The sequence below is a fragment of the Hyphomonas sp. UBA4505 genome, assembly GCF_002388685.1.
GTDB lineage: Bacteria > Pseudomonadota > Alphaproteobacteria > Caulobacterales > Hyphomonadaceae > Hyphomonas.
In genome coordinates this window covers 472567-496148 of the sequence record NZ_DGMZ01000012.1, presented here as the reverse complement: position 1 = coordinate 496148, position 23582 = coordinate 472567, and the positions used below count along the sequence as shown (strand labels likewise).

18 protein-coding genes are annotated in these 23582 nt (G+C 59.8%); 9 read left to right on the top strand and 9 right to left on the bottom strand.

The features are described from left to right. Nucleotides 1-27 precede the first annotated feature (27 nt). Nucleotides 28-1548 (top strand): 2-oxoglutarate dehydrogenase complex dihydrolipoyllysine-residue succinyltransferase, encoded by a 1521-nt coding sequence (gene odhB, locus B3527_RS11505; protein ID WP_290479962.1) that lies wholly within the window; start codon nt 28-30, stop codon nt 1546-1548. On the opposite strand, the gene B3527_RS11500 is transcribed toward odhB, so the two are convergent. Further along, nucleotides 1545-2246 (bottom strand): class I SAM-dependent methyltransferase, encoded by a 702-nt coding sequence (locus B3527_RS11500; RefSeq protein WP_290479961.1) that lies wholly within the window; start codon nt 2244-2246, stop codon nt 1545-1547. The two genes, odhB and B3527_RS11500, sit on opposite strands and share 4 nt — an antisense overlap. A 519-nt stretch (nt 2247-2765) precedes the next feature. Between B3527_RS11500 and B3527_RS11495 the strand changes: the two genes are divergently transcribed. Both B3527_RS11495 and B3527_RS11490 read left to right on the top strand, forming a co-directional pair. Then, entirely contained in the window at nt 2766-3953 is a 1188-nt protein-coding gene (locus B3527_RS11495; RefSeq protein ID WP_034810502.1) for a mechanosensitive ion channel, read from the top strand. Between the two features lie 151 nt (nt 3954-4104). Then, the gene (locus tag B3527_RS11490; protein ID WP_051607406.1) at nt 4105-4449 is read left to right on the top strand and encodes a chorismate mutase; all 345 of its coding nucleotides are present in this window, start codon (nt 4105-4107) and stop codon (nt 4447-4449) included. On the opposite strand, the gene B3527_RS11485 is transcribed toward B3527_RS11490, so the two are convergent. Further along, entirely contained in the window at nt 4410-4790 is a 381-nt protein-coding gene (locus tag B3527_RS11485) for an Hpt domain-containing protein (protein WP_206991339.1), read from the bottom strand. The genes B3527_RS11490 and B3527_RS11485 overlap by 40 nt on opposite strands. 187 nt (nt 4791-4977) lie before the next feature. Here B3527_RS11485 and B3527_RS11480 point away from each other — a divergent pair, with 187 nt between their 5' ends. Together B3527_RS11480 and B3527_RS11475 are read left to right on the top strand one after the other, a co-directional pair. Then, nucleotides 4978-5121 (top strand): hypothetical protein, encoded by a 144-nt coding sequence (locus B3527_RS11480; protein ID WP_156947764.1) that lies wholly within the window; start codon nt 4978-4980, stop codon nt 5119-5121. A 77-nt stretch (nt 5122-5198) separates the two neighbouring features. Further along, on the top strand, nt 5199-7316 hold the full coding sequence (locus B3527_RS11475) for a hypothetical protein (protein WP_290479960.1): 2118 nt from the start codon (nt 5199-5201) through the stop codon (nt 7314-7316). On the opposite strand, the gene B3527_RS11470 is transcribed toward B3527_RS11475, so the two are convergent. The 3 genes from B3527_RS11470 to B3527_RS11460 form a co-directional block, all read right to left on the bottom strand. Further along, nucleotides 7317-8210 carry a DMT family transporter gene (locus B3527_RS11470; protein ID WP_290479959.1) on the bottom strand — a complete coding sequence of 298 codons (894 nt, stop codon included), beginning with the start codon at nt 8208-8210 and terminating at the stop codon, nt 7317-7319. 33 nt (nt 8211-8243) lie between these two features. Further along, nucleotides 8244-9785 carry a 2-isopropylmalate synthase gene (locus B3527_RS11465; RefSeq protein WP_034810507.1) on the bottom strand — a complete coding sequence of 514 codons (1542 nt, stop codon included), beginning with the start codon at nt 9783-9785 and terminating at the stop codon, nt 8244-8246. 153 nt (nt 9786-9938) lie between these two features. After that, nucleotides 9939-10682, bottom strand: a complete 744-nt coding sequence (locus B3527_RS11460) for a TVP38/TMEM64 family protein (protein WP_290479958.1) — start codon at nt 10680-10682, stop codon at nt 9939-9941. 140 nt (nt 10683-10822) lie between these two features. Between B3527_RS11460 and bioB the strand changes: the two genes are divergently transcribed. Further along, a complete protein-coding gene (bioB, locus tag B3527_RS11455; RefSeq protein ID WP_290479957.1) occupies nt 10823-11824 on the top strand; it encodes a biotin synthase BioB in 1002 nt (333 codons plus the stop codon). A 3-nt stretch (nt 11825-11827) separates the two neighbouring features. Here bioB and B3527_RS11450 read toward each other — a convergent pair whose 3' ends face one another. From B3527_RS11450 to B3527_RS11440, 3 genes are all read right to left on the bottom strand, one after another. Next, nucleotides 11828-12601, bottom strand: coding sequence for an SDR family NAD(P)-dependent oxidoreductase (locus B3527_RS11450; RefSeq protein ID WP_290479956.1), 774 nt, complete (start codon nt 12599-12601; stop codon nt 11828-11830). Between the two features lie 106 nt (nt 12602-12707). After that, a complete protein-coding gene (locus B3527_RS11445; RefSeq protein WP_206991334.1) occupies nt 12708-13298 on the bottom strand; it encodes a fatty acid desaturase CarF family protein in 591 nt (196 codons plus the stop codon). Nucleotides 13299-13438: 140 nt separating this feature from the next. Continuing rightward, the gene (locus B3527_RS11440; RefSeq protein ID WP_290479955.1) at nt 13439-13801 is read right to left on the bottom strand and encodes a YbaN family protein; all 363 of its coding nucleotides are present in this window, start codon (nt 13799-13801) and stop codon (nt 13439-13441) included. Nucleotides 13802-13971: 170 nt separating this feature from the next. Between B3527_RS11440 and B3527_RS11435 the strand changes: the two genes are divergently transcribed. The 3 genes from B3527_RS11435 (at nt 13972) to msrA (ending at nt 21830) form a co-directional block, all read left to right on the top strand. Then, nucleotides 13972-18945: an alpha-2-macroglobulin family protein gene (locus B3527_RS11435; protein ID WP_290479954.1), complete on the top strand. Its 4974-nt coding sequence runs from the start codon at nt 13972-13974 to the stop codon at nt 18943-18945. A gap of 3 nt (nt 18946-18948) precedes the next feature. Then, complete coding sequence (gene pbpC, locus B3527_RS11430; RefSeq protein ID WP_290479953.1) at nt 18949-21006, top strand: penicillin-binding protein 1C; 2058 nt, start codon at nt 18949-18951, stop codon at nt 21004-21006. 173 nt (nt 21007-21179) lie between these two features. After that, nucleotides 21180-21830, top strand: coding sequence for a peptide-methionine (S)-S-oxide reductase MsrA (msrA, locus tag B3527_RS11425; protein ID WP_290479952.1), 651 nt, complete (start codon nt 21180-21182; stop codon nt 21828-21830). Here msrA and B3527_RS11420 read toward each other — a convergent pair. Further along, a complete protein-coding gene (locus tag B3527_RS11420; RefSeq protein ID WP_290479951.1) occupies nt 21824-23545 on the bottom strand; it encodes an ArnT family glycosyltransferase in 1722 nt (573 codons plus the stop codon). The genes msrA and B3527_RS11420 overlap by 7 nt on opposite strands. Between the last annotated feature and the right edge of the window lie 37 nt (nt 23546-23582).

The following is a 23582-nucleotide window of genomic DNA, read 5'->3' as shown; positions in this document are numbered from 1 at the left end:
CTGATTTATTACAAACGGACTGATTTCATGACCGATATCACAGTGCCTACTCTCGGCGAGAGCATCACCGAAGCCACAGTTGGCCAATGGCTGAAAGCCAAAGGCGACGCTGTGAAGAAAGATGAAGTGCTTGTCGAACTCGAAACAGACAAAGTGTCTGTCGAGGTTTCCGCCACCGAAGACGGCGTCTTGTCCGAGATTCTCGCCAATGAAGGCGACACGGTCGAAATCGGCGCGCTGTTGGGCAAGCTTGGTGGTGGGTCCGGCGCATCGGCGAAGTCCGAAACGGCTGCGGCGGCACTGCCGGCACATGGCGGTCCGAAGGATCCGGGCGGCGTTCCGGGCAAGGCCGACAAGGGCGAACTGATGGATGTCGAAGTGCCGACCATGGGCGAAAGCGTCGCCGAAGGCACGCTGTCTACATTCCTCAAGGCACCAGGCGATGCGGTCAAGAAAGACGAGACAATCGCCGAGATCGAAACCGACAAGGTTGCACTGGAAGTACCTTCACCCGCTGACGGCATTGTCGCCGAACTGCTGGTTGGTGAGGGGGACTCGGTTACGCCGGGATCTGTTATTGCGCGCATCAGCGCGGGCGGGTCGGCCGCGGCCGCTGCGCCGGCGGCGTCGAAACCTGCAGCCACCACATCGGCTCCTGCCGCAACGGGCGAGCGCCCTGTCTCTCCATCCGTTCGCCGCATTTCATCAGAAGCCGGCGTGAACCCCGCTGATATTCCAGGCTCAGGCCGTGATGGCCGCGCGACAAAGGCTGACGCGATGAATTATGTGAACAGCACGCCGAAGGCTGCTGCGGCTCCGGCAGAAGCGAAGGCACCGCGCGACATTGGTCCGCGGGAAGAGCGCGTCCGGATGACGCGCCTGCGCCAGACGATCGCTCGCCGCCTGAAAGAGGCTCAGGACAATGCGGCCATGCTGACGACATTCAATGATGTCGATATGGGCGCGATCATGGACCTCCGCAAAAAGCATCAGGAAGCTTTCGTTGCCAAACACGGCATCAAGCTGGGCTTCATGAGCTTCTTCGTGAAAGCGTGCGTCAACGCACTGAAGGAAGTGCCTGCGGTGAACGCCGAGATCGATGGCACGGACATTATCTACAAGAACTATTATGACATCGGCGTCGCGGTCGGCACCGACAAGGGCCTTGTTGTGCCAGTTGTGCGCGACTCCGATGACCTGTCTCTGGCTGGCATTGAGAAGTCTATCGCAGACCTTGGCAAACGCGCCCGCGATGGCTCGCTGACGATTGGCGACATGCAGGGCGGTACGTTCACCATCTCCAATGGCGGGATCTATGGCTCGCTGATGTCGACCCCGATCCTGAACCCCCCACAGTCCGGCGTGCTTGGCATGCACCGGATCGAACAGCGCCCTGTGGCCATCAATGGCGAAGTCAAGATTCGCCCCATGATGTATCTGGCGCTGTCCTATGACCACCGGATCGTGGATGGCAAGGAGGCCGTGACCTTCCTCGTCCGCGTCAAGGAAGCTCTGGAAGACCCAGAGCGGATGCTGCTCGAAGTCTAGGCCTTCGCGGTCAGCCAGCCTCGGATAAGTCCTGCCTGCATGCACTGTGCGGGCAGGGCAAATCCGGCACTGTCCATCATGTGTTCAACCTTTGCCGGTCCGTGGCAGGCAAACTGTGAGCCGAACATCTGCTGGTAGTGAGCCCGACCCTCCGGGGTCATGCCCGTACGGGACAAGAGGTTCAGCCAAAGCTCCATCACCATCGGGAAGTCGGGCGTGTTCATGTTGGCGCACAAGTCGGCATTGAAGAGCGGTGCACCGGGGCGCAAGCGATCCGCGATGGAACGGAAGTAAGCGGTCCGCGAGTCTGCCTGGGTCAGGAAGTGCGAGACGAGCAGACTGGTTGCGCCCTCAAAGTCGAATGCTTCGACCTCCGAGACATAAGCATTGTGAAACGTGCAGCGCGCCGCGAAGCCTTCAGCCTCCGCATGTCGGCGAGCGACATCCAACATGGCGCTGGAAGGATCAATGAGCGCAAACTGCCATTTGGGAAATCGTGTGGCGAGGTAGCGGACTTCAGCGCCGGTCCCGGCCCCGGCGACAAGAATGCGTGCATTGTCCGGCAGTTTTCCCAAACCGGTTTCCAGTATCAGATGCAGCAGCCCCTTGATGGCCTGCAATTCTTCAAACTGATTGTCATATGCTGCGGCATGATCCGGGCCGAAGGCTTCAGACAAAGCGAACTTGTCTTGCGACATGGGAAGCTCTCCATACATGTTATTTTATAACATTAACGTTTGACCCATGTGACCGCAACCGGAAAAACGGTCGAGAATGCCTTTGCGGGGTTTTTTGCGAAATTGACGTGCGGGTTCACGAAAAAGGGCAGGTGCGTTTCTGCACCTGCCCATTCGCGTCGTCCCCTTATCGCGGCCTGCCAGGGGGCGTCTCCCCACCCTCCGCGATGTGTTGTATTTATTACGCGTCACAACACAGGTTATGTACATAAGGGGGGCTGATTGAATGGTTCCCCAATGCCTTGTTATTTCACGTTCATTTGATCCGAGGTAGCAAAAGCGGTACGCTTTGGTGCGCTCCGTGGTCGAAATCGACTTCAATCCCTAATGTGGGTGAGCGCACACAAACGGAGGCGGTGGGCATGTGCTGGGCTGGCATTTTCCAAGCGAAATTTGTTGGCACGCGCAACCAGGGGCTCCCCCAATGCGTATCTGATTGAGCCTCAACTGGCGCAACACAACTAAAGGGGACTAACTTCAATGGACGAATTCTGGCGAAATACGGTCGATCAGGCGCAGGCCTATGGTCCACAGCTGATCAAGGCCGCCTTGGTCATGATTGCCTTCATCATCGGCGCTTTCATCGTGCGCTGGCTGATTGCGGCAGCCATCGACCGGACAGGTCTGGCCAAGAAAGCCAACGCATCAACGGCCACCAGTGACAGCAAATCGCTTGGCACCAGCCTTGCGCAAGCGGCATTCTGGGTCACGATCCTGATAGGTTTGATGCAAGCGCTCGCGATCGCAGGCGCAACGCAGATTTCGAGCGCGCTACATGGCGTGATCGATCCGATCCTGTCCTATCTGCCAAATGTCATCGGTGCGGCACTGATCTTCGGCATTTTCATCATTATTGCCAATGTCGTGCGTGAGACGCTGAAAGCCGTACTTGTATTCGGTGACGGCATGCCGGAACGCTTCGGCTTGGCGACCGGACGCGTAAACATCTCCGGCATTGTGGCATCCGTGGCATTCGCCGTTCTGGTGATCATCGGCGCTATCATGGCGTTTGATGTGCTGGCCATCGAGGCGATCTCCGCCCCGGCAAATGAGCTGCTGACCGACATTATCGGCATTATCCCGAATGTACTGGCCGCTGGCGTGATCCTCGCAATCTTCGTGCTGATCGGCCGATTTGTTGCCAATCTGGTGCTGAAGACGCTGCCAGGTACAGGCGTGGATTCGGCTGTTTCCGAACTTGGCCTGCTCAAGGGCGCAGATGGCGGGCTGACTGCCAGCACGGTAATTGCCCGGGTTGCGATGTTCCTGATCGTGCTGCTTGGTCTGGTGGCTGCGCTGAACGCGCTGGGAATTGAGTCGCTGACCTATGCGATGAATGTTGTACTCGATATGGGCGTCCAGATCATCTTTGGCGCGCTGATCATCTTCGCAGGCGTGTTCATTGCCAAGCTTGTGAGCTCGGCCATGGATTCCACTGGGGCAGGGGCAACGGATGTCACTGCACGCGTTATGAAATGGATCATCATCGTGCTTGCCGTGATCCTCGGCATCTCCCGCATGGGCCTCGACCCTACGGGTGGCGTGTTCATTCTGGAAGTGGCCAAATGGATTGTCATCGGCGGTGCCGCAGCCTTTGCCATCGCCTTTGGCTGGGGTGGCCGCGAATGGGCCGCCCGGATCCTCGAATCCTGGCGCAGCACACGCTAGACAGCGCTCAACCCATAAAACAGGGGCCGCGCGAAAGGGCGGCCCTTTTTCATGTCCATGTGGTCTGGAGGCGCTTCGTCGCAGCTGCTTTGTTGCGGTGGCGATTGGGGTCATATATGCGCAAACCTCTCGGCAACAGGGCATATTCCGCATGACCACCTACACTTCCGATCAGCGACGTCACTCATCCGAGACGGCTGAAACCATGTCCGATGTTCGTTATGAGATCGACCGGATTGATCGTCTGCTCGTCGAAATCCTGGCAGAGCGCCAATCCTTCATGGATGCTGCGGCGCGTATCAAGCCGGACCGGTCGAAAGTGCATGACAGCGCGCGGATCGAAGATGTCGTGACAAAGGTTAAGGCTGCTTGCGAAGGCGCGGGCTTGTCGCCGGCCATTGCCGAGCCGGTCTGGCGGACCTTGATTGACCGTTGCATTGCGTATGAGTTCGGCAGCTATGACGCGCGGCGTGGCGGCGACGACGTAAACTCGTAAAGCACCTGGGCGACCTCTTCGAGCGTGTCCCCCAGCGCATCCTTGATATCGCTGATCATGACTGCAGCGGCCGTGACGCTGGGCGGGGTCTCTGACCGGCCGGCTTTTTCGGCTTTTTCACATTTCGACGCCAACAGGATGGCACCAATACCAAGGCTGGCGCCCTTGAGCGTGTGGGCGGCGTCGGCCCATTGGCTCGCCTCGGCGTGCGGATCCAGCATACGTGACCAGATTTCGGCCTGATGCCGGAAGATTTCGATGACTTCCACGGCGAGATCATTGTCGCCTCCGGTCATTGCTTTGAGGTGCTCGCGATCGAGTAAGGCAAAGGTCTCGGTCATGTCAGGCGTCTCCCACAGAATTTGACCGTGACACGAGGCTGCTGCCCAATCGTTAATGATTTTAGCTTTTCAGAGAATCTTTGATCGGGCTGAATTTATCGATTGTCGAAAAGGCAAACTTGAATTATTATTCATCTGTGCCGAGTTTTGACGTGGCACAATTCGTATTTGGCTCTGGGGAATTGCGATGTTGGATTTCGTCGTGTTGGTTCGTAATCTGGTTTTGGCAGCTGCTTTGGCGTGGCTGGGACTGGAATTTGCGCCGGAGCAGGATGACAATTCCGAAGCAGCCCGTCAGGACTCTGTGGTTACGGCCCTGCTGGCCCGTTAACGCATTCGGCCTTCCAAACCTAGAAATGCACACATTCTGGTCTCGCGCCGGTCGAATTGTCGCGGTATACTCCGGCTATGACCGAGCCGTCTGCCGCTCGCCCGTCTGGCCGCGATCTGCTTGTCAGGCAAGAGGCGTCTGAAAACTTCGAGCTCGCCCGCAGTGGTGGCAGCTGGATGGTTGTGACCGGTTTTGTCGTTGCAATTTTCTGGATATTCGGCGCGGCTGCGATGGCAGTTGGCCTTTGGGGTGTTGATGGCCTGAAGGAGTTACAACCATTGGTCTTGGTCGGCGGAGCCATGGCATTGGTCGTCCCGGCGCTGCTGATGATCATGGCGGGCTATATGGGGCGCACCAATCGTCGCTCTTCTGCTTCGAATGCGCTGGTGATGGAAGCCGCCGTTCGCCTGATGGCTCCGGCGCGTGAAGCTGGCACCGAGGGCATCACTTTTGCCGAACAGATGAAACAGGCCGCAGCTGAAGTGGATCGCGCCATGGCGCATGCGCTGTCAGCGATGAAGGCCATGGCGGGAGAGATCGGAGACGAGCGCCTGCGGTTGGAATCGGTGGCTTATGCCAGCGCGGACAATGCCCGCGACCTGACCGAACGGCTTGGCCAGGAAAGACAGGCTCTGGAAGGACTCGCCCGAGACCTGCGCACGCATATGCAATCTCTGAACGAAGCCATCCCGCGACAGGCCCAGATGATGGTGAGTGCCACGCGGGAAGCCAGCGAAGAGGTTTCCCGCGCCGATGAAGCGCTGGCGCGCCGTCTGGAAGCCATGCAGGTGGCGGGTCGCACATTGTCTGAGAAGCTGATCGAGCTGGATGCGCTCGCAGGTGATGCTGCCACGCGCACCGAAACGCTTACCTTTGCGGTCACACGCGTCGAGGAAAAGCTCGACCAGTCCCGCCGCACGGTAGACGCTGCTGTGCGGGCAGGGGAGATCGCTGCAGCTGCCGCAATGACAACCGGCGACGCCTTGAAAGACGCCGTATCTTCAGCCCTGGATGGTGCTCGCCGGGCGAACAACGAAATCAATACTTCTACGCGCGAGGCCGCCGAAAACGCGGCGCGCGCATTGGCCCGGCTGCGCGAAGCCGGCGAGGAAGCTGCCGCAGCTATCCGCTCGGCGGAGTATGCCGCCAAGGCCGACACGGTCCGAATGGACCGCAAGACACGTGAAGCTGCGTCTCTGGCGTTGGCAAGGGATGATCTTGCGAAACCGGTCGTGCCTGAGCGCGCGCCTGAGCCGGAGCCGAAACCCAGCATCATTCCCGCTTCCGCACACCAGTCCGACGAGCTCCACGACGATGACGGTCTACATGATGACGAAGCGTTCGAGCCAATGCCTGTCCGCAATGGCAATGGGCATACGAATGGTTTCCATCTTGAGGACCGCAACGGCCACACGCCAGAAATGCCTGAGACCCCCGTCGCGCCAAAACCCAAGCCTGCGCCACGTGCCAGCATGGATGACGAACTGTTCGATGCGGCGGCCGACGCCTTGGCCAGCGCTGCGCTGACGGACAAGCCGGACAACAAGCCGGACACATCGGCGCAGGACGACACCTGGGATCTGAGCCGCGCCCTCGAAGAGAAGGCACCTGAACCGGTGACGCAGCCCCTCCGCCGCCGCCATGATGACACACCCGCCGTTACTGAAAGCCCATTCGATGAAACGCCGCGCCGGCGCGCAACAGACTTGGTTCCTGACGAATCTGATATTCTGGAGCCCGAGCCAGTAGACGAGCCGATGCCGCTCGTACCTGTGCGGTCGTCCTCGCCGTCATCGGGTGCGGAAATGGGCTGGCGCGACATCATTTCGGATATGAGCCGCGAGGACAAACCCCTGCGCGACCGTGAAGATGTCGCCGACGAACTGATCGACCGGCTGCAGACGTCCGGTATCGTCCTGCCCGAGGCAATCCGCCCGAAAGCCAAACGCAAGATTGCCGAAGCCGCCCGGCGCGGCGACAAGGAGCGCAAGTCTGCAATCCTGTCCCAGGCGGGTCGCCAGGTGGAGCGCGTCACACAACGCCTGCGCAATGACCGCGACCTGATGGATCTGGCGCGGGACTTCCTCGATATGGAAGCTGACGACGCGTTGCACGCGCTGGAGCAAACGCAGAAGACTGGCCGCAATGCCAGCGCCCGGCTTGCCGCTTATCTGCTGCTTGATGCGGCACTCTGATCAGCCGCCAAGCAATACAATCCCAATCACACCCGAAGCCACGAGCAGGATACCTGCCAGTTCGCGCGCCGTGATGCGCTCGCGAAAGACCACATGTGATGCAATCAGGGTAAACAGGATTTCGACCTGACCGACAGCCTTTACGCTGGCAGCGTCCTTGAGCGTGAACGCCATGACCCATGCCATTGATCCGAGGAAGCCGATCAGGCCAACCCATCCGGCTTGTCGCCATGCCCCGAACAGCTTGGCGACCTGGCCGGGCTCGCGCAGTCCGAGCCAGCCGAGCAACATGACCGACTGGATTATCGTGACGAAGGCGAGCGTGGTTGTGGTGCTGAGCAGCAGGCCGACCTCGCCAAGCGACAAGGATGCGCCGCGAAGCGACACGGACGATACGGCGAAACAGGCTCCCGACAACAGCCCGATCCAGAGCGAACCGTCCGGCGTCCATTTGTGCCCGTCAGCTCTGGAAAGCGAGATCAGGATGATCCCCAAAATGCTGGCAATGATCGCCAGAAGGGCGGGCAAGGTGAGCGTATCGCCGAGCAGGATAATGCCGACGAGCGCAGCCTGAACAGGTTCGGTCTTGGTAAAGGCCGTGGCAGCCGCGAAATTGGCCTTGGAGAACAGATGGATCAGTAGTCCGGTCGCGAGCACCTGACTGATTCCGCCTATAATCGTATAAGCAAAGAAGGCAGCGGGCGGCGCGGGCAGGGGCGTGCCCCGCCCGATGGTCAACACCGCCAGCAGGCCGACTGCCAGCGGCGCTGCATAGACGAAACGTGAGGCCGTCGCGCCCCATGTGCTCAGCGTCTGCTTCAGCTGTTTCTGAAGCGCTGAGCGACCATTCTGGCAGAATGCAGCCGCCAGCGTCATGGGAATCCAGAGATCCATGCAGCAATACTCTTTGAGAGAAGACGGGGCTTGCTAGGCGGCCTGCGACCGCTTCGCTTTGCGCGCTTCCAACTTGTTCACGGCGTGGAGGTAGGCTTTTGCACTCGCGACAAGCGTGTCCGGATCCGAGGAACGACCGGTCGACATGATGCCGTCGCTGTTGAGACGAACAGACACGGTCGCCTGGGCATCGGTGCCGCCAGTGACGGCGTGGACCTGATAAAGCTCCAGCTTGCCTTCATGCGGCACGATCTCGCGAATGGCGTTGAACACCGCATCCACTGGGCCATTACCGCGGGCGATGGCGAATTTCTCTTCGCCGTCCACAACGAGATCAATCTCGGCCGTTTGAGGGGCGTCTGTTCCTGCAACCACACGCAACCGCTTGAACGCGATCCGTTCGCCTTCTGCAGCCAACTGGTCATCGACCAGTGCGATAATGTCATCATCGAAGACGTGCTTCTTGCGGTCGGCAAGGGCCTTGAAGCGCTTGAACGCATCATTCAAGGGATCGCCTTCCATCGTGTATCCGAGCGCTTCCAGCTTGTCGCGGAAGGCGTGACGACCGGAATGCTTGCCCATGACCAGTGATGTCTTGGCAACGCCGACATCTTCGGGCCGCATGATTTCATAGGTCTCGGCATTCTTCAGCATGCCATCCTGATGGATGCCGCTTTCATGCGCGAAGGCGTTCTTGCCCACGATCGCCTTGTTGTACTGGACCGGGAAGCCGGTGATGCGGCTGACCATGGCAGAGGCACGGGAGAGATAGGCGGGTTTGATGTCGGTCTCGAAGGGCAGCGTATCGCTGCGCACTTTCATGGCCATGACAATCTCTTCCAGCGCGGCATTGCCGGCACGTTCGCCGAGACCGTTGATGGCGCATTCCACCTGACGCGCGCCATTGGCGACGGCATTGATAGAGTTCGCGACAGCCAAGCCAAGGTCATTGTGGCAGTGGGCCGACCAGATAACCTTGTCAGAGTTCGGGATTGTCTCGATCACACGGCGGAACAGGGCGCCATACTCATCCGGATGTGAGTATCCGACCGTGTCAGGCAGGTTGATTGTGGTTGCACCGCTGGCAATGGCCACGTCGATACATTTGCACAGGAAGTCGAAATCGGTGCGCGTGGCGTCTTCGGCGCTCCATTCAACATCGTCAGTATGGTTGCGGGCCTGGGCGACCGAGCGGCCTACCGCTTCGAGCACGGCATTCGGCCCCATTTTCAGCTTGTGCTTCATATGGACCGGGCTGGTCGAGATGAAGGTGTGAATGCGTGGGCGGGCCGATTTCTTCACGGCTTCGGCGCAGCGCTCGATATCGTTCGGCGTCGAACGGGCGAGGCCGCAGATGATGGCTGACTTCGACTGTTCGGCAATGGCGCTGACGGCGGCGAAGTCGCCTTCGGAGGCGGCAGGAAAACCGGCTTCGATCACATCGACACCCATGGTTTCCATCAACTCGGCGAGTTCGAGCTTTTCATTATGGGTCATGGACGCGCCGGGTGATTGCTCACCGTCGCGCAGGGTCGTGTCGAAGATACGGATATGAGGATTGGATGACGTGGACATTTTGGAGCTACCGGGTCTGGGAATGGGAAATAAGGCTGGTGATCACCCCTGACCGCGCGGCTGCCCTGGCTGACCTAGGCAGACATCACCGGCCAGGGGCCGGTAAGCAGTAGCTGAAGAGGCATTTTATTCCACATGGGGTGTTACATCGGCCTATGGGGCGGCGGTGTCAACCTCGTTTTGCGGGATCAGGGCAACAGATTGCCCGGTTTTGCGCATTCGGGCACGGGCATAGGCGGCGATGGCAATATAAACGCCGACGGCGGCAGCGGCCGCTGCAATAGCAACGAGTGGATTCCCCGTGAAGGCAGCAAGCAGGCTTTGACCGGCGAAGGCGATCAGGGCGATCTTGGGAATGATCCCCACCCCCATGCCGGCCCAGTAATGGAGAAATTTCGCATGACTCACGCCGAAAGCCATATTGACCAGCAGGGCAGGGCCCGCAGGCACATTGCGTACGATCGCGCTCGTCATCATGGCATTGCGACCAACGAACGTGGATAGCTTGTTGGCGGTTTCACCCGCATACCGGCGAAACGCTTTTTCGCCTGCAAGGCGCCCGGCATAGAAGGTGGCGGCGCCTGCCACCATGTTGGCGATCCAACCAAACATCGCGCCGAGCCAGGGGCCAAACATGGCAATCGCGATGGCCAGCAATGCAAATTGGGGAATGCCGAGAAAGGCGCCGACCACAAATAGCAGGATCAAAGCTGGCAGGGCCCACGGGCTGGAGGCGATATCCTGCATGAGGGCCTGCAAGGTGGCGATGTCCAGCAGATTGGTCGTCTTGCCGATTGCGAACAGCAAGATGATTACAGCCAGCGCGATACCTCCAATGATGGCGCCGCGACGGGCATTGGCATCCAGGACTTTCTTGGGGGCGGGCCGAGTATCCATGACAGGGGGCTTTCAAGCTCGAGCCGATTTACGTCAATCCGCCGCCTGCCGCAAAGTTAATTTCAGCAGTGGTTGATCCCGTTGGTCCCCCCGGATACGTACTCCGCCGAACTCTAGTGTCGCTTAAAAGGATTCCGCGCATGACAGACCTCTCCCCTCGCCATGACTGGACCCGAGATGATATCGCGAAACTCTACGCCTTGCCGTTGGACACGCTGATGGCGCACGCATTGACGGTGAAGCAGGCCAACTGGCCGGATGGGAAAGTTCAGAAGTCTCAACTGCTATCGATCAAGACGGGCGGCTGTGCTGAGGATTGCGGCTATTGCAGCCAGTCAGCCCATTTCGATACCGGGCTCGATGCCTCGAAACTGATGCCGCTCGATGAGGTGGTCACCGCCGCGCGCAGAGCCAAGGAAAATGGCGCGGACCGGTTCTGCATGGGAGCGGCCTGGCGCAGCCTGAAGGATCGCGATGTCCCCAAAGTTGCCGCCATGATCGAAGCCGTGAAGGCCGAAGGGCTGGAAACCTGCGTCACGCTGGGCATGCTGGATGACGGCCAAGCCGAAGCGCTGAAATCGGCCGGGCTCGATTACTACAATCACAACCTGGACACTTCACCGGAATATTACGGCAAGGTCGTCTCCACTCGCACCTATGATGATCGGCTTGAAACGCTGGGGCGTGCGCGAACGGCTGGCCTGAAGCTCTGTTGTGGTGGCATTCTGGGAATGGGTGAAAGCCGAGAGGACCGGATTGGCCTGATCCATGAATTATCCAAACTGACGCCGCACCCGGAAAGCGTTCCGGTGAACATGCTGGTGCCGATTGAAGGCACGCCGCTCGGCTACAGTCCGGCCATTTCGGTCATCGAGATGGCGCGGGCCATTGCCGTCTGCCGGGTCGTGTTTCCACAAAGCTGGGTACGTCTGTCCGCGGGCCGCGAAGGCATGACGGAAGAGGGGCAGGCACTCTGCCTGCTGGCGGGTGCGAACTCGATTTTTGTCGGCGACCGCCTTCTGACAACCGACAATCCGGAAATCGACGAGGATGATGCGCTGATGGGTCAGATGGGCCTGGAGGCCGCCGGCCGGGCAGAAATGGAAGCCCCGGCGCGGCGGACCACGCTGATCGGCGGCTGATCCCTATCGGGTCTGCCCACCGTCCACAGGCACGATGGCACCGGTGATGAAGCTGGCCACCGGGCTGAGCAGGAAGGCTGCCGCTGAGCCGATCTCTTCAGGCTTGCCGAAGCGCTGGAGCGGGACTTCGCGCTTGATCCAGCGGGTCCAGGCGTCTCCACGCTCACCATTGATGCGTTCTTCCCATTCTCCATCCGGGAAGATGATGTTTCCAGGAGCGATGGCGTTGATGCGCACATTGTTGCGGCCGGATACCCGGGCGAGTTCCTTGGTCAGATGGTTAATCGCGGCTTTTGACGTGCCATAGGTCAGCGGCGTGCCGAGGCCGGTGAGGCCTGCAATCGAAGAGATCATCAGGATGGCGCCTTCGCCACGCGGGTCCATGCGTCGCAAGGCCGACCGGGCTAGGAAGAAGGCGGAATCGAGGTTTTGCGAAATGCCGGCATCCCAGGTGGCGTCGTCGACTTCAAATCCGGGCGGACAAGGGTGCAGGCCGACATTGGCGACCGCGCCCCAAAGCTCGCCGAGTTCGTTCTCGATCGTGTCTATCATCGTCTCGACCGTGCGGGAATCGCGCAAGTCTCCGGCGCGGGCCCAGACATTTTCCTCGCCATACTGGGCGGCGAGCCGCGCACGTTCCTGTTCCAGCTTCTCTTCCCCACGAGCGGCGAGGGCGACTTTCGCGCCTTCTGCGAGGCAGGCCTCTACGATGCCAAGGCCAATGCCCCGGCTGGCGCCTGCAACGAAGATGGTTTTTCCCTTTAGGCCCAGATCCATGTGCGTTTCTCCCTTTTGGTTATGCCCAGCAGACTAGACGCCGCGTCGACAAAAGAAATCCCCGCCCTCAGGGAAGGCGGGGAAGGATGAGGTGCATATCTCAGGATCAGGCCGCCTTGCGATAGCGTTCATTGACGCTTTCATCGAGACGTGGGGACCGGCCGGTAGCGATTTTGACAAGGCGTTCCAGGGCCGGGAAGAACCGGGCGCGTTCCAGGACCGGATTGGTGTAGTTGGTAATGACGCAATAATGGGTGTCCTTGCCCATGCGGTGATGGGCGGCGTGATGCTGGAAGGACTGGGCGAAGCCGGTTTTCTGCAGGGCGTTGATCAAACGGCCATTCTCCTTCGGGCTGCGATGGGCAGCGCGATGGAACTCATTGGCGAAGACGCCGAACAGGACAGCCGAACCGGTGAACAGGTTCAGCGTGCCCGTGGCCCAGAAGCCGGCGAGGAACAAGGCGCCAAGCACGAAGACTTCCTTGTTGCGCGACAGGAATGAGCCAGCCAGAAATGCACGCGGTTTGAAATGGTGTTCCTGATTGGCGCGGATCGTATGGCCCAGCACAGGCCATTTCGGATTTCCGTACCGGTCTTCAAACCAGTGGATGAGGCCTGAAATGAAATCGGCCAGAAACAAGCCTCCGAAAACGGACGCGGCGGTTTTAAGGGCAGTCGCGACAATCGTGACCGGCATGGGGTCATCTCCTTCTTGCTGTCGAACACTCTTGTGAGGTTAGTATGTGATCATTTGCTCGCAAAAGAGGGCGAAATTGTGGCAAGTGAGAGATCAATCACTCGATTCCTGTCCGGGTCTGAGAGCAGCAGGAGAGGGATCTATTCGTCGCGCAGGGGTTTGCGCGTGATCACATAGACAGCACCGACGGCGATGAGGCCGAGGCCTGAGCCCAGTACCCACGGCTTATGATAAGCAAACGCGGTGACAATCAATGCGGCCAGGCCCATACCGCAAACAGCGGCGATTTTCGCTTCACGCGCCATGGCGCCCGTTTCGAGGAAGGTCTTGATTGCCGGGCCGACGCCCGGCTGACGATAGATCCAATCCGCCCAGCTGGGATTGGATTTGGCAAAGGCCAAAGCGGCGACAATCCAGAAAATGGTCGTGGGCCACACCGGTAAGGCAAGGCCTATCGCGCCGAGCGCGAATGCCACAACTCCGACTGCTCGCCAGATCCACATGAGAAACCCATTCCGCGCTGTGGGGTGGCTGGCAACCCCCAAAGCAGGCCACCTCAGCTGAATGCGGCTGAAATTTGCAAGAATTTCTTTGATTTGACCCATTCACGCCCTGTTCGCGCCGTGGCGAAGATGTGTAAGAGTTGTAAGAAAGCTCAAAGGAGAGGGTTTCCATGTCGCACTTCATATCGGGCACGCGGGGAATTGGTCGGACACTGGTCACAGCCATGATGATCGCCGTGCTCGCGGCGTGTGGAGGCAACAAGGAAGACCGACAATCTGATACTGCCAGTGATGAAGGCACGATTGTCACGCGCTCCGCCGCTGACAATGTGGCTGCTCGCCAGCGCGAACGCCGTCGTCAGGCTGCGATTGACGAGGTTGAGCAGGATTTCTCCTATTTCCGCTACCGTATCGATACCGCCACCGAACAGCCGCTGGCGTGTTTCGTCTTTTCTGCGCCGCTTGATCCGGAAGCGGATTACTCGCCGTATCTCGAATTCCGTCCCGCTTTCCGACCTGCGCTCAGTGTTGAGGGACGCGAGCTGTGTGTTGGCGGTCTGACTTTTGGGTCGGAACGGTCTGCAACACTGCTTTCCGGCCTGCCTTCGGCTGATGGCCGCACATTGAAGAATGAGGAAGTTGTTCCGATCGATTTCGCCGACCGGCCACCTTATGTCGGCTTCAAGGGAGCAGGCGTGATCCTGCCGCGCGAAGATGCAGATGGCCTTCCGATTGAAACGGTGAATGTCGACGAAGTTGAAGTAACCGTGTCGCGCGTCAATGATCGCGCGCTGGCCTTCAAGTCCATTACTGAAGGCCAAACCAATGCCCAGGGCCGCTATGCCTATACATGGGGTGAAGACAATCCTGAGGATGTTCAGGAAATTCTCTTCACGGGACGGATGGACGTGGCCAGCGAGCAGAATGCGCCCGTAGTGTCGGTCTTCCCCTTGCAGGACGTCGTCGGCCCGCTGGAGCCGGGCGCGTATTATGTTTCGGTCAAGGACGCCGCAGACCTGGATAGCGCCGAGCAGCCGCCAGCCTCTTCCAGCCGGTGGATCATGATGACCGATCTGGCCATCACCGCCTATGAAGGTGGCAATGGACTCGATGTCACGCTGCGCTCACTGCAGGACGGTCGCCCAGTGCCCGATACAACCGTGCAGCTGGTCGCGCGCAACAATGACATTCTTGCCGAAGGCCGCACAAATGAAGTTGGCCGGGTGGCCTTTGATGCGCCAATCACGAATGGCCAGGGCAATATGGAGCCCAAATTGATCATGGCCTACAGCGCCAAGGGCGAACTCGCTGTGCTGGACCTGACCCGCGCGCCGGTGGACCTCTCAGAATATGCTGTAGGTGGCCGCCGGGTCTCCGGGGACATCGATGCCTTCATGTATACAGAGCGTGGCATCTACCGCCCTGGCGAAACGGTACAATTGACCGCGCTGCTGCGTGATCATACCGGCAAGGCTATTGAAGACCGTGCCGGCAATATCGTCATCTACCGCCCGAATGGGCTGGTGGCCGGGAAGATACGGTTCGATGATCCTGAAGCGTCTGCAGTTGTTGAGGGCTATGAACTTACCAAGGGTGCATCTCGTGGCCAGTGGCGTGCGACGGTGGAAGTGGACGGTGTGTCGGGCGCATCCGGATCAGTCAACTTCGCAGTCGAGGATTTCGTGCCACAGCGCATTGCCGTTGACCTCGACACTGACAAGGACGCGCCCGTCTTGTTGGGTGAGAGCCGCAGTGTCGAAGTTGCCTCGCGTTTCCTTTATGGCGCACCAGGCGCGGGTCTGACGGTGAAATCCGAAGCCCGCATTGAAGCGGCGCCGACCCCATTCCCGCAATACAAGGGATTCAAGTTCGGCAGGCATGATGAGAGTTTTCGTGAACGCATCCTTGAAATGGATGATACGACTACGGACGGAGCCGGGATCGCGACGGTCACGCTCGCGCCGGGAAATGCCGGCAGTAATGCTGGGCGGCCACTGCGCATCAATGCTGTGGTTAGCGTACTTGAACCCGGCGGACGCGCGGTCACAGAAAGCGTGCGCATCCCGTATCGTCCGGAACGCCTTTATGTCGGTCTGAAACCCGGTTTCGAATATTCGGTCGAAGAAGGCCAGGATGTGGCCTACGAAGTCGTGGCCATGAACGAGAAGGGCCAGGCGATCGCGCAGCGGCTCAACTGGAAACTGCTTGCCATCGACTATCATTACGACTGGTACCGGGACGGTGATCAATGGCGTTGGCGCCGGTCTCGCACGGTGACCAAGGTCAATGAAGGCATTGTGACGACGCCGGAAGGCGGCAGCACCGAGATCCGCGTTTCCGGTCTGGATTGGGGCAGCCATGAACTGGTTGTCGAAGGCAGCGATGCGAATGCGTCCGCCGCGTCCAGTGACGATTTCTATGTCGGCTGGGGCGGAGGTGTCTCAGAGGATGGTGCCGAAGCGCCAGACCGTGTCCGCATCATAGGACCTGAGAAAGCCCCCTCTGCAGGTCAGAGCGCCGATATCACCATTGTGCCGCCTTATGAGGGCCAGGCGCAGATCGTTGTGGCTACCGATCGCATTCTGTCGGTCCAGAATTTGTCCGTTAGTGCACAGGGCACCAATGTGACCCTGCCGGTAACCGATGAATGGGGAGAGGGCGCCTATGTGATGGTGTCGGTCTATACAGAGCGCGATCCGATTCTGCGGGCAAAGCCGCGCCGTGCGGTTGGTGTGACACATGTGCCCGTCGATATGGGTTCGCGGACGTTCGAGTTGACGCTCAATGCGCCCGATATTGCCCGACCTGTTGGGGAGCAGGTGATTGAGGTCGAGTTTGATGGCGGCCCACGTGAGCCGGTCTTCCTGACACTGGCCGCTGTCGATGAAGGCATCTTGCGCCTCACCAAATTCGAGAGCCCTGACCCTGTCAGCTACTATTATGGCAAGAAGGCGCTCGGTGTTGAAATGTACGACGATTACGGTCGGTTGCTTGACCCGAATATGGGATTGCCAGCCGAAGTCCGCTCAGGGGGAGACCAACTTGGCGGTGAAGGGCTGTCGGTCGTCCCGGTGAAATCGGTCGCGCTCTTCTCTGGCTTGGTTGATGTCGGCCGGTCGGGTAAGGCAAAAGTTCGCCTTGAACTGCCGGAATTCAATGGTGAGCTGCGCTTGATGGCCGTGGCCTGGTCGCGATCTGGTCTGGGGTCAGCGGAGTCCAGCATGATCGTGCGCGAGAAAGCACCGTCGGATCTGATCATGCCGCGCTTCATGGCGCCTGGCGATGAAGCTCAAATTACTGCCAGTATCGACAATGTCGAAGTCGGGCCTGGAGCGTTCACAGCCGAGATTTCAGCGGACGGCCCGATTGATGTTGCGGATGGCAAGCTGACGCGTTCGCTTGCAACGGGTACGCGCGCGGATGTGCCAGTTCGGATTGGTGCGGATTCAGAAGGTATCGCAACGGTCAGGTTGGCGGTGACGGGGCCAAATGATTTCGAAACGGACCGGACTTACCAGATACAGACCCGTTCGCCCTATCTGCCGGTAACAAAGAACAGTCGGCAATTGATGGAACCGGGCGAAAGCTATTCTGTTGACGCTGATCTGCTGGAGGGCCTTGTGCCGGGGTCTGCTGCGATCAGTGTCGGCTATTCGACGCTGCCAATGGATCCGGCGACGCTCTATGCTTCGCTCGACCGCTACCCTTATGGATGCACCGAGCAAACCACTAGCCGGGCCTTGCCATTGCTCTACTCCGAACAGCTGATTGCAATGGGGGCTCCAGAACGTCGCGATGATCCGAAGATGCGGATTCAGACTGCGGTGAACACGCTGCTCAACCGTCAGGGATCTGACGGAGCGTTCGGCCTGTGGCGGGAAGGGGATGGCTACGCATCCCCTTGGCTTGGTGCCTATGTGACGGACTTTGTCTATCGCGCGAAACAGGCTGGCTTCTCTGTGCCGGACGAATCCTTGGAGCGGGCCTATGGCGCTCTGCGGCAGGTTTCGACTGGCGATGCATGGCGCGTTTATGGGTACGACACGGATGTCTATGAGAGCCGCTATTCCAACGACACTGCAGAGAAGCTGATGCAGCGCTCGTCGGCCTATGCACTTTACGTGCTCGCAAAGGCGGGCAAGGCCGACATTTCTCGCCTGCGCTACCTGCATGACCGCGAACTCGATTCCATCGATAGCCCGTTGGCACGCGCCCATATCGGCGCAGGCCTTGCCATGCTGGGTGATCGGGCGCGGGCTGCCTCGGCCTTCAAGGCAGCGGAAGACGCGCTCGGTTACGAGAATACCGGCGATTACTACCAGACCCCGCTGCGCGATGAGGCGGCCATCCTGGCCCTCGCATCCGAAGCGGACATGCTGGATGTGGTAGAGCGTCTTGCCGCCAAACTGGGCGAGGATGCGCCAGACCCGACCGGATTGACAACGCAGGAAAAGGCTTTCGCGCTGCTGGCTGTGGACTCCCTGAACAAGGGGGCTGAAGGCTTCCGGCTCACCGTCGAAGGGCTTGGCCGTGGTAATAATAATGACCGGCAATATGCCCTGACCGAAGCGCAGGCCACGGAAGGTGTGACGTTCACGCTGGAAGGCAAGGCGCCGATGTTCCGGACAGTTATGGTCAGCGGTTCGCCAGAAACGGCGCCGCCCGCTGCGACATCCAAGATGGGCGTCGACAAGACATTCTTTACACTGACCGGTGGTCGTGTGAATCTGTCCCGGGTCAGCCAGGGGGACCAGCTGATCGTGCGCTTGACGGTGTCGCCACATGAGCGCCGCCTGAACCCTGTGATCGTGGCGGACCTGCTGCCCGCCGGCTTCGAGATTGAATCGGTGCTGCGCCCTGCAGATGGCAGGCGTGAATATGGCGGATCGGGCGCGTTTGCCTATCTCGGCCAGATTGCGAATGCACAGACTGCCGAGGCACAGGATGATCGGTTTGTGGCCGCCGTCGATGTCTATGCGCAGCCGGTCACGCTTGCCTATGTCGTCAGAGCGGTAACGCCGGGCGATTTCGCAATGCCGGGTGTGGTGGCCGAGGACATGTATCGTCCGGAAGTGTTCGCCCGGTCCAAGCCTGGCCGCGTCACGATCAGCGCAGCGCCCGGAACGATGGGAGGCGGTCAGTAAGCCATGCTGACGCCTCGGCGTATCGTCATCGGGATAGCCGCAGTGTTTGCTGCGGTTATCCTGATGGACTGGGTACTGCCGCCGCCAATTGACCGCGCGGGAGAAATCTCCGCGCTGGTGACCGACCGGGAGGGCAAGCCCCTGAGGGCCTTTCCGACCGAAGACGGACGGTGGCGGTTCCGCGGAGATCTCGACAAGATCGATCCAGAGTTCATCGAGGCGCTGCTTCGGGTCGAAGACAAACGTTTCTATAGCCATCGCGGGACAGATTGGACGGGGCTCGGCCGGGCTGTGGCAGACTCGGCGCGGGCCGGGCGGATCGTATCTGGGGGCTCCACGATCACGATGCAGACTGCGCGCCTGCTGGAACCTCGGGACCGCAATGTCGGGTCCAAGCTGATCGAGATCGCGCGCGCCTGGCAGATCGAACGTCGCTTGTCGAAAGATGAGATCCTCGAACTCTACCTTACGCTGACGCCCTATGGCGGCAACCTTGAAGGCGTGCGGGCAGCAAGCTGGAGTTATTTCGGGCACGAGGCTGACCGCTTGTCCGCTGACGAGATCGCACTGCTGATCGCCCTGCCGCAATCGCCCGAAGTGCGCCGCCCGGATCGTCGGCCACACCAGGCGCAAAAGGCGCGCGATTGGGTCGCAACCAAGCTCGGTTGGTATGGTGTTTTCAGCGAGGCTGATGTGGAGGAAGTAGCCACATCGCCGGTCCCGACGCGGCGGCGTGATTTTCCGATGCGTGCCTGGCACGGCACAGAGAAAGCGCTGGCGAGCGGGCCGCGCGAGGACGTGCGCGCCACGCTGGATGCGGGTCTTCAGGCTGAACTCGAATCCATGGCCTTGCGCAAGGCTGAGGCGGAAGGCCCTGACGTTCAGGTCTCGGCGATTGTGGTTCACATTCCGACACGTGGTGTGCGCGCCCTGATCGGATCTGCCTCGCGCGACCGGGCAGGGGGCTGGCTCGACCTGACCGCGCAAGCCCGCTCGCCGGGCTCCACCTTGAAACCGTTCATTTACGCCATGGCGTTCGATGACGGGCAGGCCGCACCGGATACGCGCATTTCCGATCTGCCCAAACGGTTTGCGTCCTATCAGCCGGAAAATTTCGACCGGATGTTTCGCGGTGATGTGCGGGTTTCGGATGCTTTGCAGCATTCGCTCAATGTGCCGGCGGTGCTTATGCTGGATCGGGTCGGGCCAGAGCGGTTTGCGGCGCAGTTGGCGCTGGCGGGCGCGCGACCACGCATTGGCGGCGGCGCAAATCACGACGCTGGCCTTGCCCTCGCGCTGGGCGGTGCAGGCCTGACAGCGCGCGAATTGGCTGTCCTCTATGCTGCTCTGGGCGATGAGGGTGTGGCCAAGCCTCTGGTCTGGCGCGCCAGTCAAGAAGCTGCAAGTTATGAACGGATGGGACGGCGGCTGGTCAGCGCCGAGAGTGCGTCAGATATCGTCCGTATCCTGCAAAATGGTCCCATGCCGGAAGGCCGTATGCCAGGGCGCCTGACTGCGGGCGCGCCGCAAGTTGCTTTCAAGACCGGCACATCGTACGGCTTCCGCGACAGCTGGGCAGCCGCAGTTTCCGGCGAACATGCCATTGTCGTCTGGGTTGGCAGGGCCGATGGCGCGCCGCGGCCTGGCAAGACCGGCCGGGTGACCGCATTGCCCTTCCTGTTCGAGATTGCTGATCGAACTGCCCATCATTTACGAGATGAAGGCGAAGCTCGCACACGCCTGACCACGCAGCGCAAAATCGAAACACGCGGCGCGCTACATGACTTTTCGCCTGAAGCGCCGCCCGTAATCCTGTTTCCACCCGCGAGCGCGGAATTGTGGGCCGGCAGTGTTGATGGCAAGTCGGCCCGGCCCTTTGTATTGGCTGGACGCGGGGAGGGGCGCGTCTCTTGGTATATCGACGGAAAGCCCAGCCAGATCGATGATGCCGGTGCGCCGGTCTGGCAGCCGACGCAGGCGGGATTTTACACGATTACGGCCGTCGATCAGAGCGGGCGGTCCAGCCGGGTCAGGGTCCGTGTGCTGATGGGGCCGTCCTGACATACTTCCTGCCATGCCAATCAGCCTCATTGCTGACGCAGTTTGGCAACACGCAGGCAACACATTTATGTTAGGACTGACTTTCTGGCCTTCACGGCGGACGGGAGACCGCCATATGACGGACAGAACGCAGCGTGTGTTTGCTGCGACTGTATAGAGTATCGGGAACTGCCATGCGTATGCCATCCGCCCCCACCTTCACCATCGCCGCTGGCTTGGCCGCCATGGCGCTTGCGTTCTTCTCGAATGCGGGCGCGCAGGACCAACCCCTGGCAGAAACGGCCCCCAAGCGGCTGTCTTCGGCCATTTTTGCGGGCGGGTGTTTCTGGTGCGTTGAGTCTGATTTCGACAAGGTTGATGGCGTGATCGACACCGTGTCCGGCTATACGGGCGGTGAAATCGCCAATCCGACTTACAAGCAGGTCTCCAAGGAGAACACCGGCCATTACGAGGCCGTAAAGGTTACCTACGACCCGGATCTGGTCAGCTATGACACATTGGTCGAGTATTTTTTCCGGCACGTGGATCCCACAGATCCCTATGGTCAGTTCTGCGACAAGGGCGACAGTTATCGTACCGCGATCTTCGTCAACACTGATGACGAGCGCGCGGTGGCTGAAGCCGAGATTGCCGAGATCGAGACGTCAGGCGTGCTGAAGGACCCCATCGTGACGCGGGTGATTCAGGCCGAAACATTCTGGCCGGCCGAAGATTATCATCAGAATTATTACAAGAAGAACCCGCTCAAGTATCGCTACTATCGCGCTTCATGTGGCCGGGATGGCCGGGTCGAAGATCTTTGGGGCGAGTCAGTCGGTCATTGATCGGTTGGTGATGGGCAGGGCTCAGGCTTGAATTCCGTCTGTCCATCAAAACGTTCCTCCCATTCGGGTGTCCGGTCCTGACGGTCATATCCGGTACCCAGATAAAGTTGGAATTCCCGCAAGATCGGGCATCCATTGCTACGCGTTCCAAGCGGAATTGAGATCACGCCCACATGGTCAAAGGACTGGAAATCGCTTCGCAGTTTCGGGCGCATGCCGGGATGTAGCGACGCGATGAGTACGCGATCGGCCAAACCGCCCTCAAGTGGCTGGGCTTCTGAAAAACTCTTCGGTCCGGCATAGCGGCGCCATGAAATCATCGGCGTGGTGCGCTCGCGTGCGTAATAGTCCAGGCCGTGCCAGGCTTCTCGCTCATCCACGAGCACTGAGGTTGCGCCAAGTGCATCGGCGCGCGCAAACAATTGCTCAGCGGCGCTATCCCAGCCACGAGTGCGTTTGAGGGCGTTGTCGAAACCAAGCGAGGTCGACAGGGAGGCGGGCAGTAGCGCGAGGGTCAGCAGGGCCAGCATCAGAGCAGCGTGCAGAGACAAACTGGTCCAGAGCAGGCCGGACGGGGAATGGCGCACAAAATGGCCGTAACCCAGAATGGCTGCTGCGACTATGGCACCAATCAACAGGCGCGTGGCGAATGACACATCCGGCGCGAGCAGAAAAGCGACGAAGCTGACCGCTGCAATGATGTACCAAAGTTTGCGATTTGGCTTTGCGCGGGCGAGCCATGAGGCCACCAGCACGCTCGCGGCCGGATAGGCAGTTGCAGCCCAATTGGCATTGGCGCGCGACAGGACCGCTTGTGCCATGATGATCAGCAAGACCGGCAGGATAAAGCAGAGCAGCCAGCGGTCCCGGCCCATGATGCCGTCATCCTCGCTACGCATCACAAAGATGCCGAAGACGAGCGCCAGGAAACTGATTGGCCCGAACACGCCAAGCTGATCGACCAGGAAGGTGAGGGCGTTCTCAGGATTGATAAGGTCGCCGCCAAGATTGGCATTGTCGACCGTGTGGCTCACCGTCTTGAAATCATTCGCGGCATTCCAGGCGAGATGTGGCGCAAAGATCGCTGCTGCCACGGCCAAGGCTGCGAGGCCTTTCCAACTCAGCAGGGCACGGCGACTCTGTACGTCAATCAACAGGACCAGCACGACGCCGATCGCGAAATATAGCATTGCGTATTTCGACAGGAAGCCGAGTCCGACCGCGACGCCGAGACCCAGCGCGCTGACCCATGCGCCTTGCCCACTGCGCAGGCGCCACAGAGCCCAAAGGGCGGCGCACCAGAAGGGGATGAGTACGCCATCTGTGGAGATCACGACAGAAGACAGTATGACAGCCGGCATCAGTGCATAGCCAAGGCTGGCAAACATGCCGACACGTGCACCATACATGTCTCGCGCAAGGAAATAGATGAAGGTGGCACCGGCCGTGTGCAGGAAGGCCGCGGGAAGCCGTACGGCCCATTCTGCATCACCCAATACAGCTGTCACAGCATGGATGACCCACGCAATCATGGGAGGCTTGGAATAATAGCCCCATTCCAGCGTATCGCCCCATCGCCAGTACTGCGCTTCATCTGCATATAGGTTCAGAGGCGAAATGCCTGTGAATACAACCCTCAGTACAAGCAGCATTGCCAGCGCGGTGAGTGTGATGGTCTGCCAGCGGCCAGGCGATTCGGATTCCTCGACGGTCATGGGGTGCTATTCCTTCTCAACTTGAGACTTATGCCGC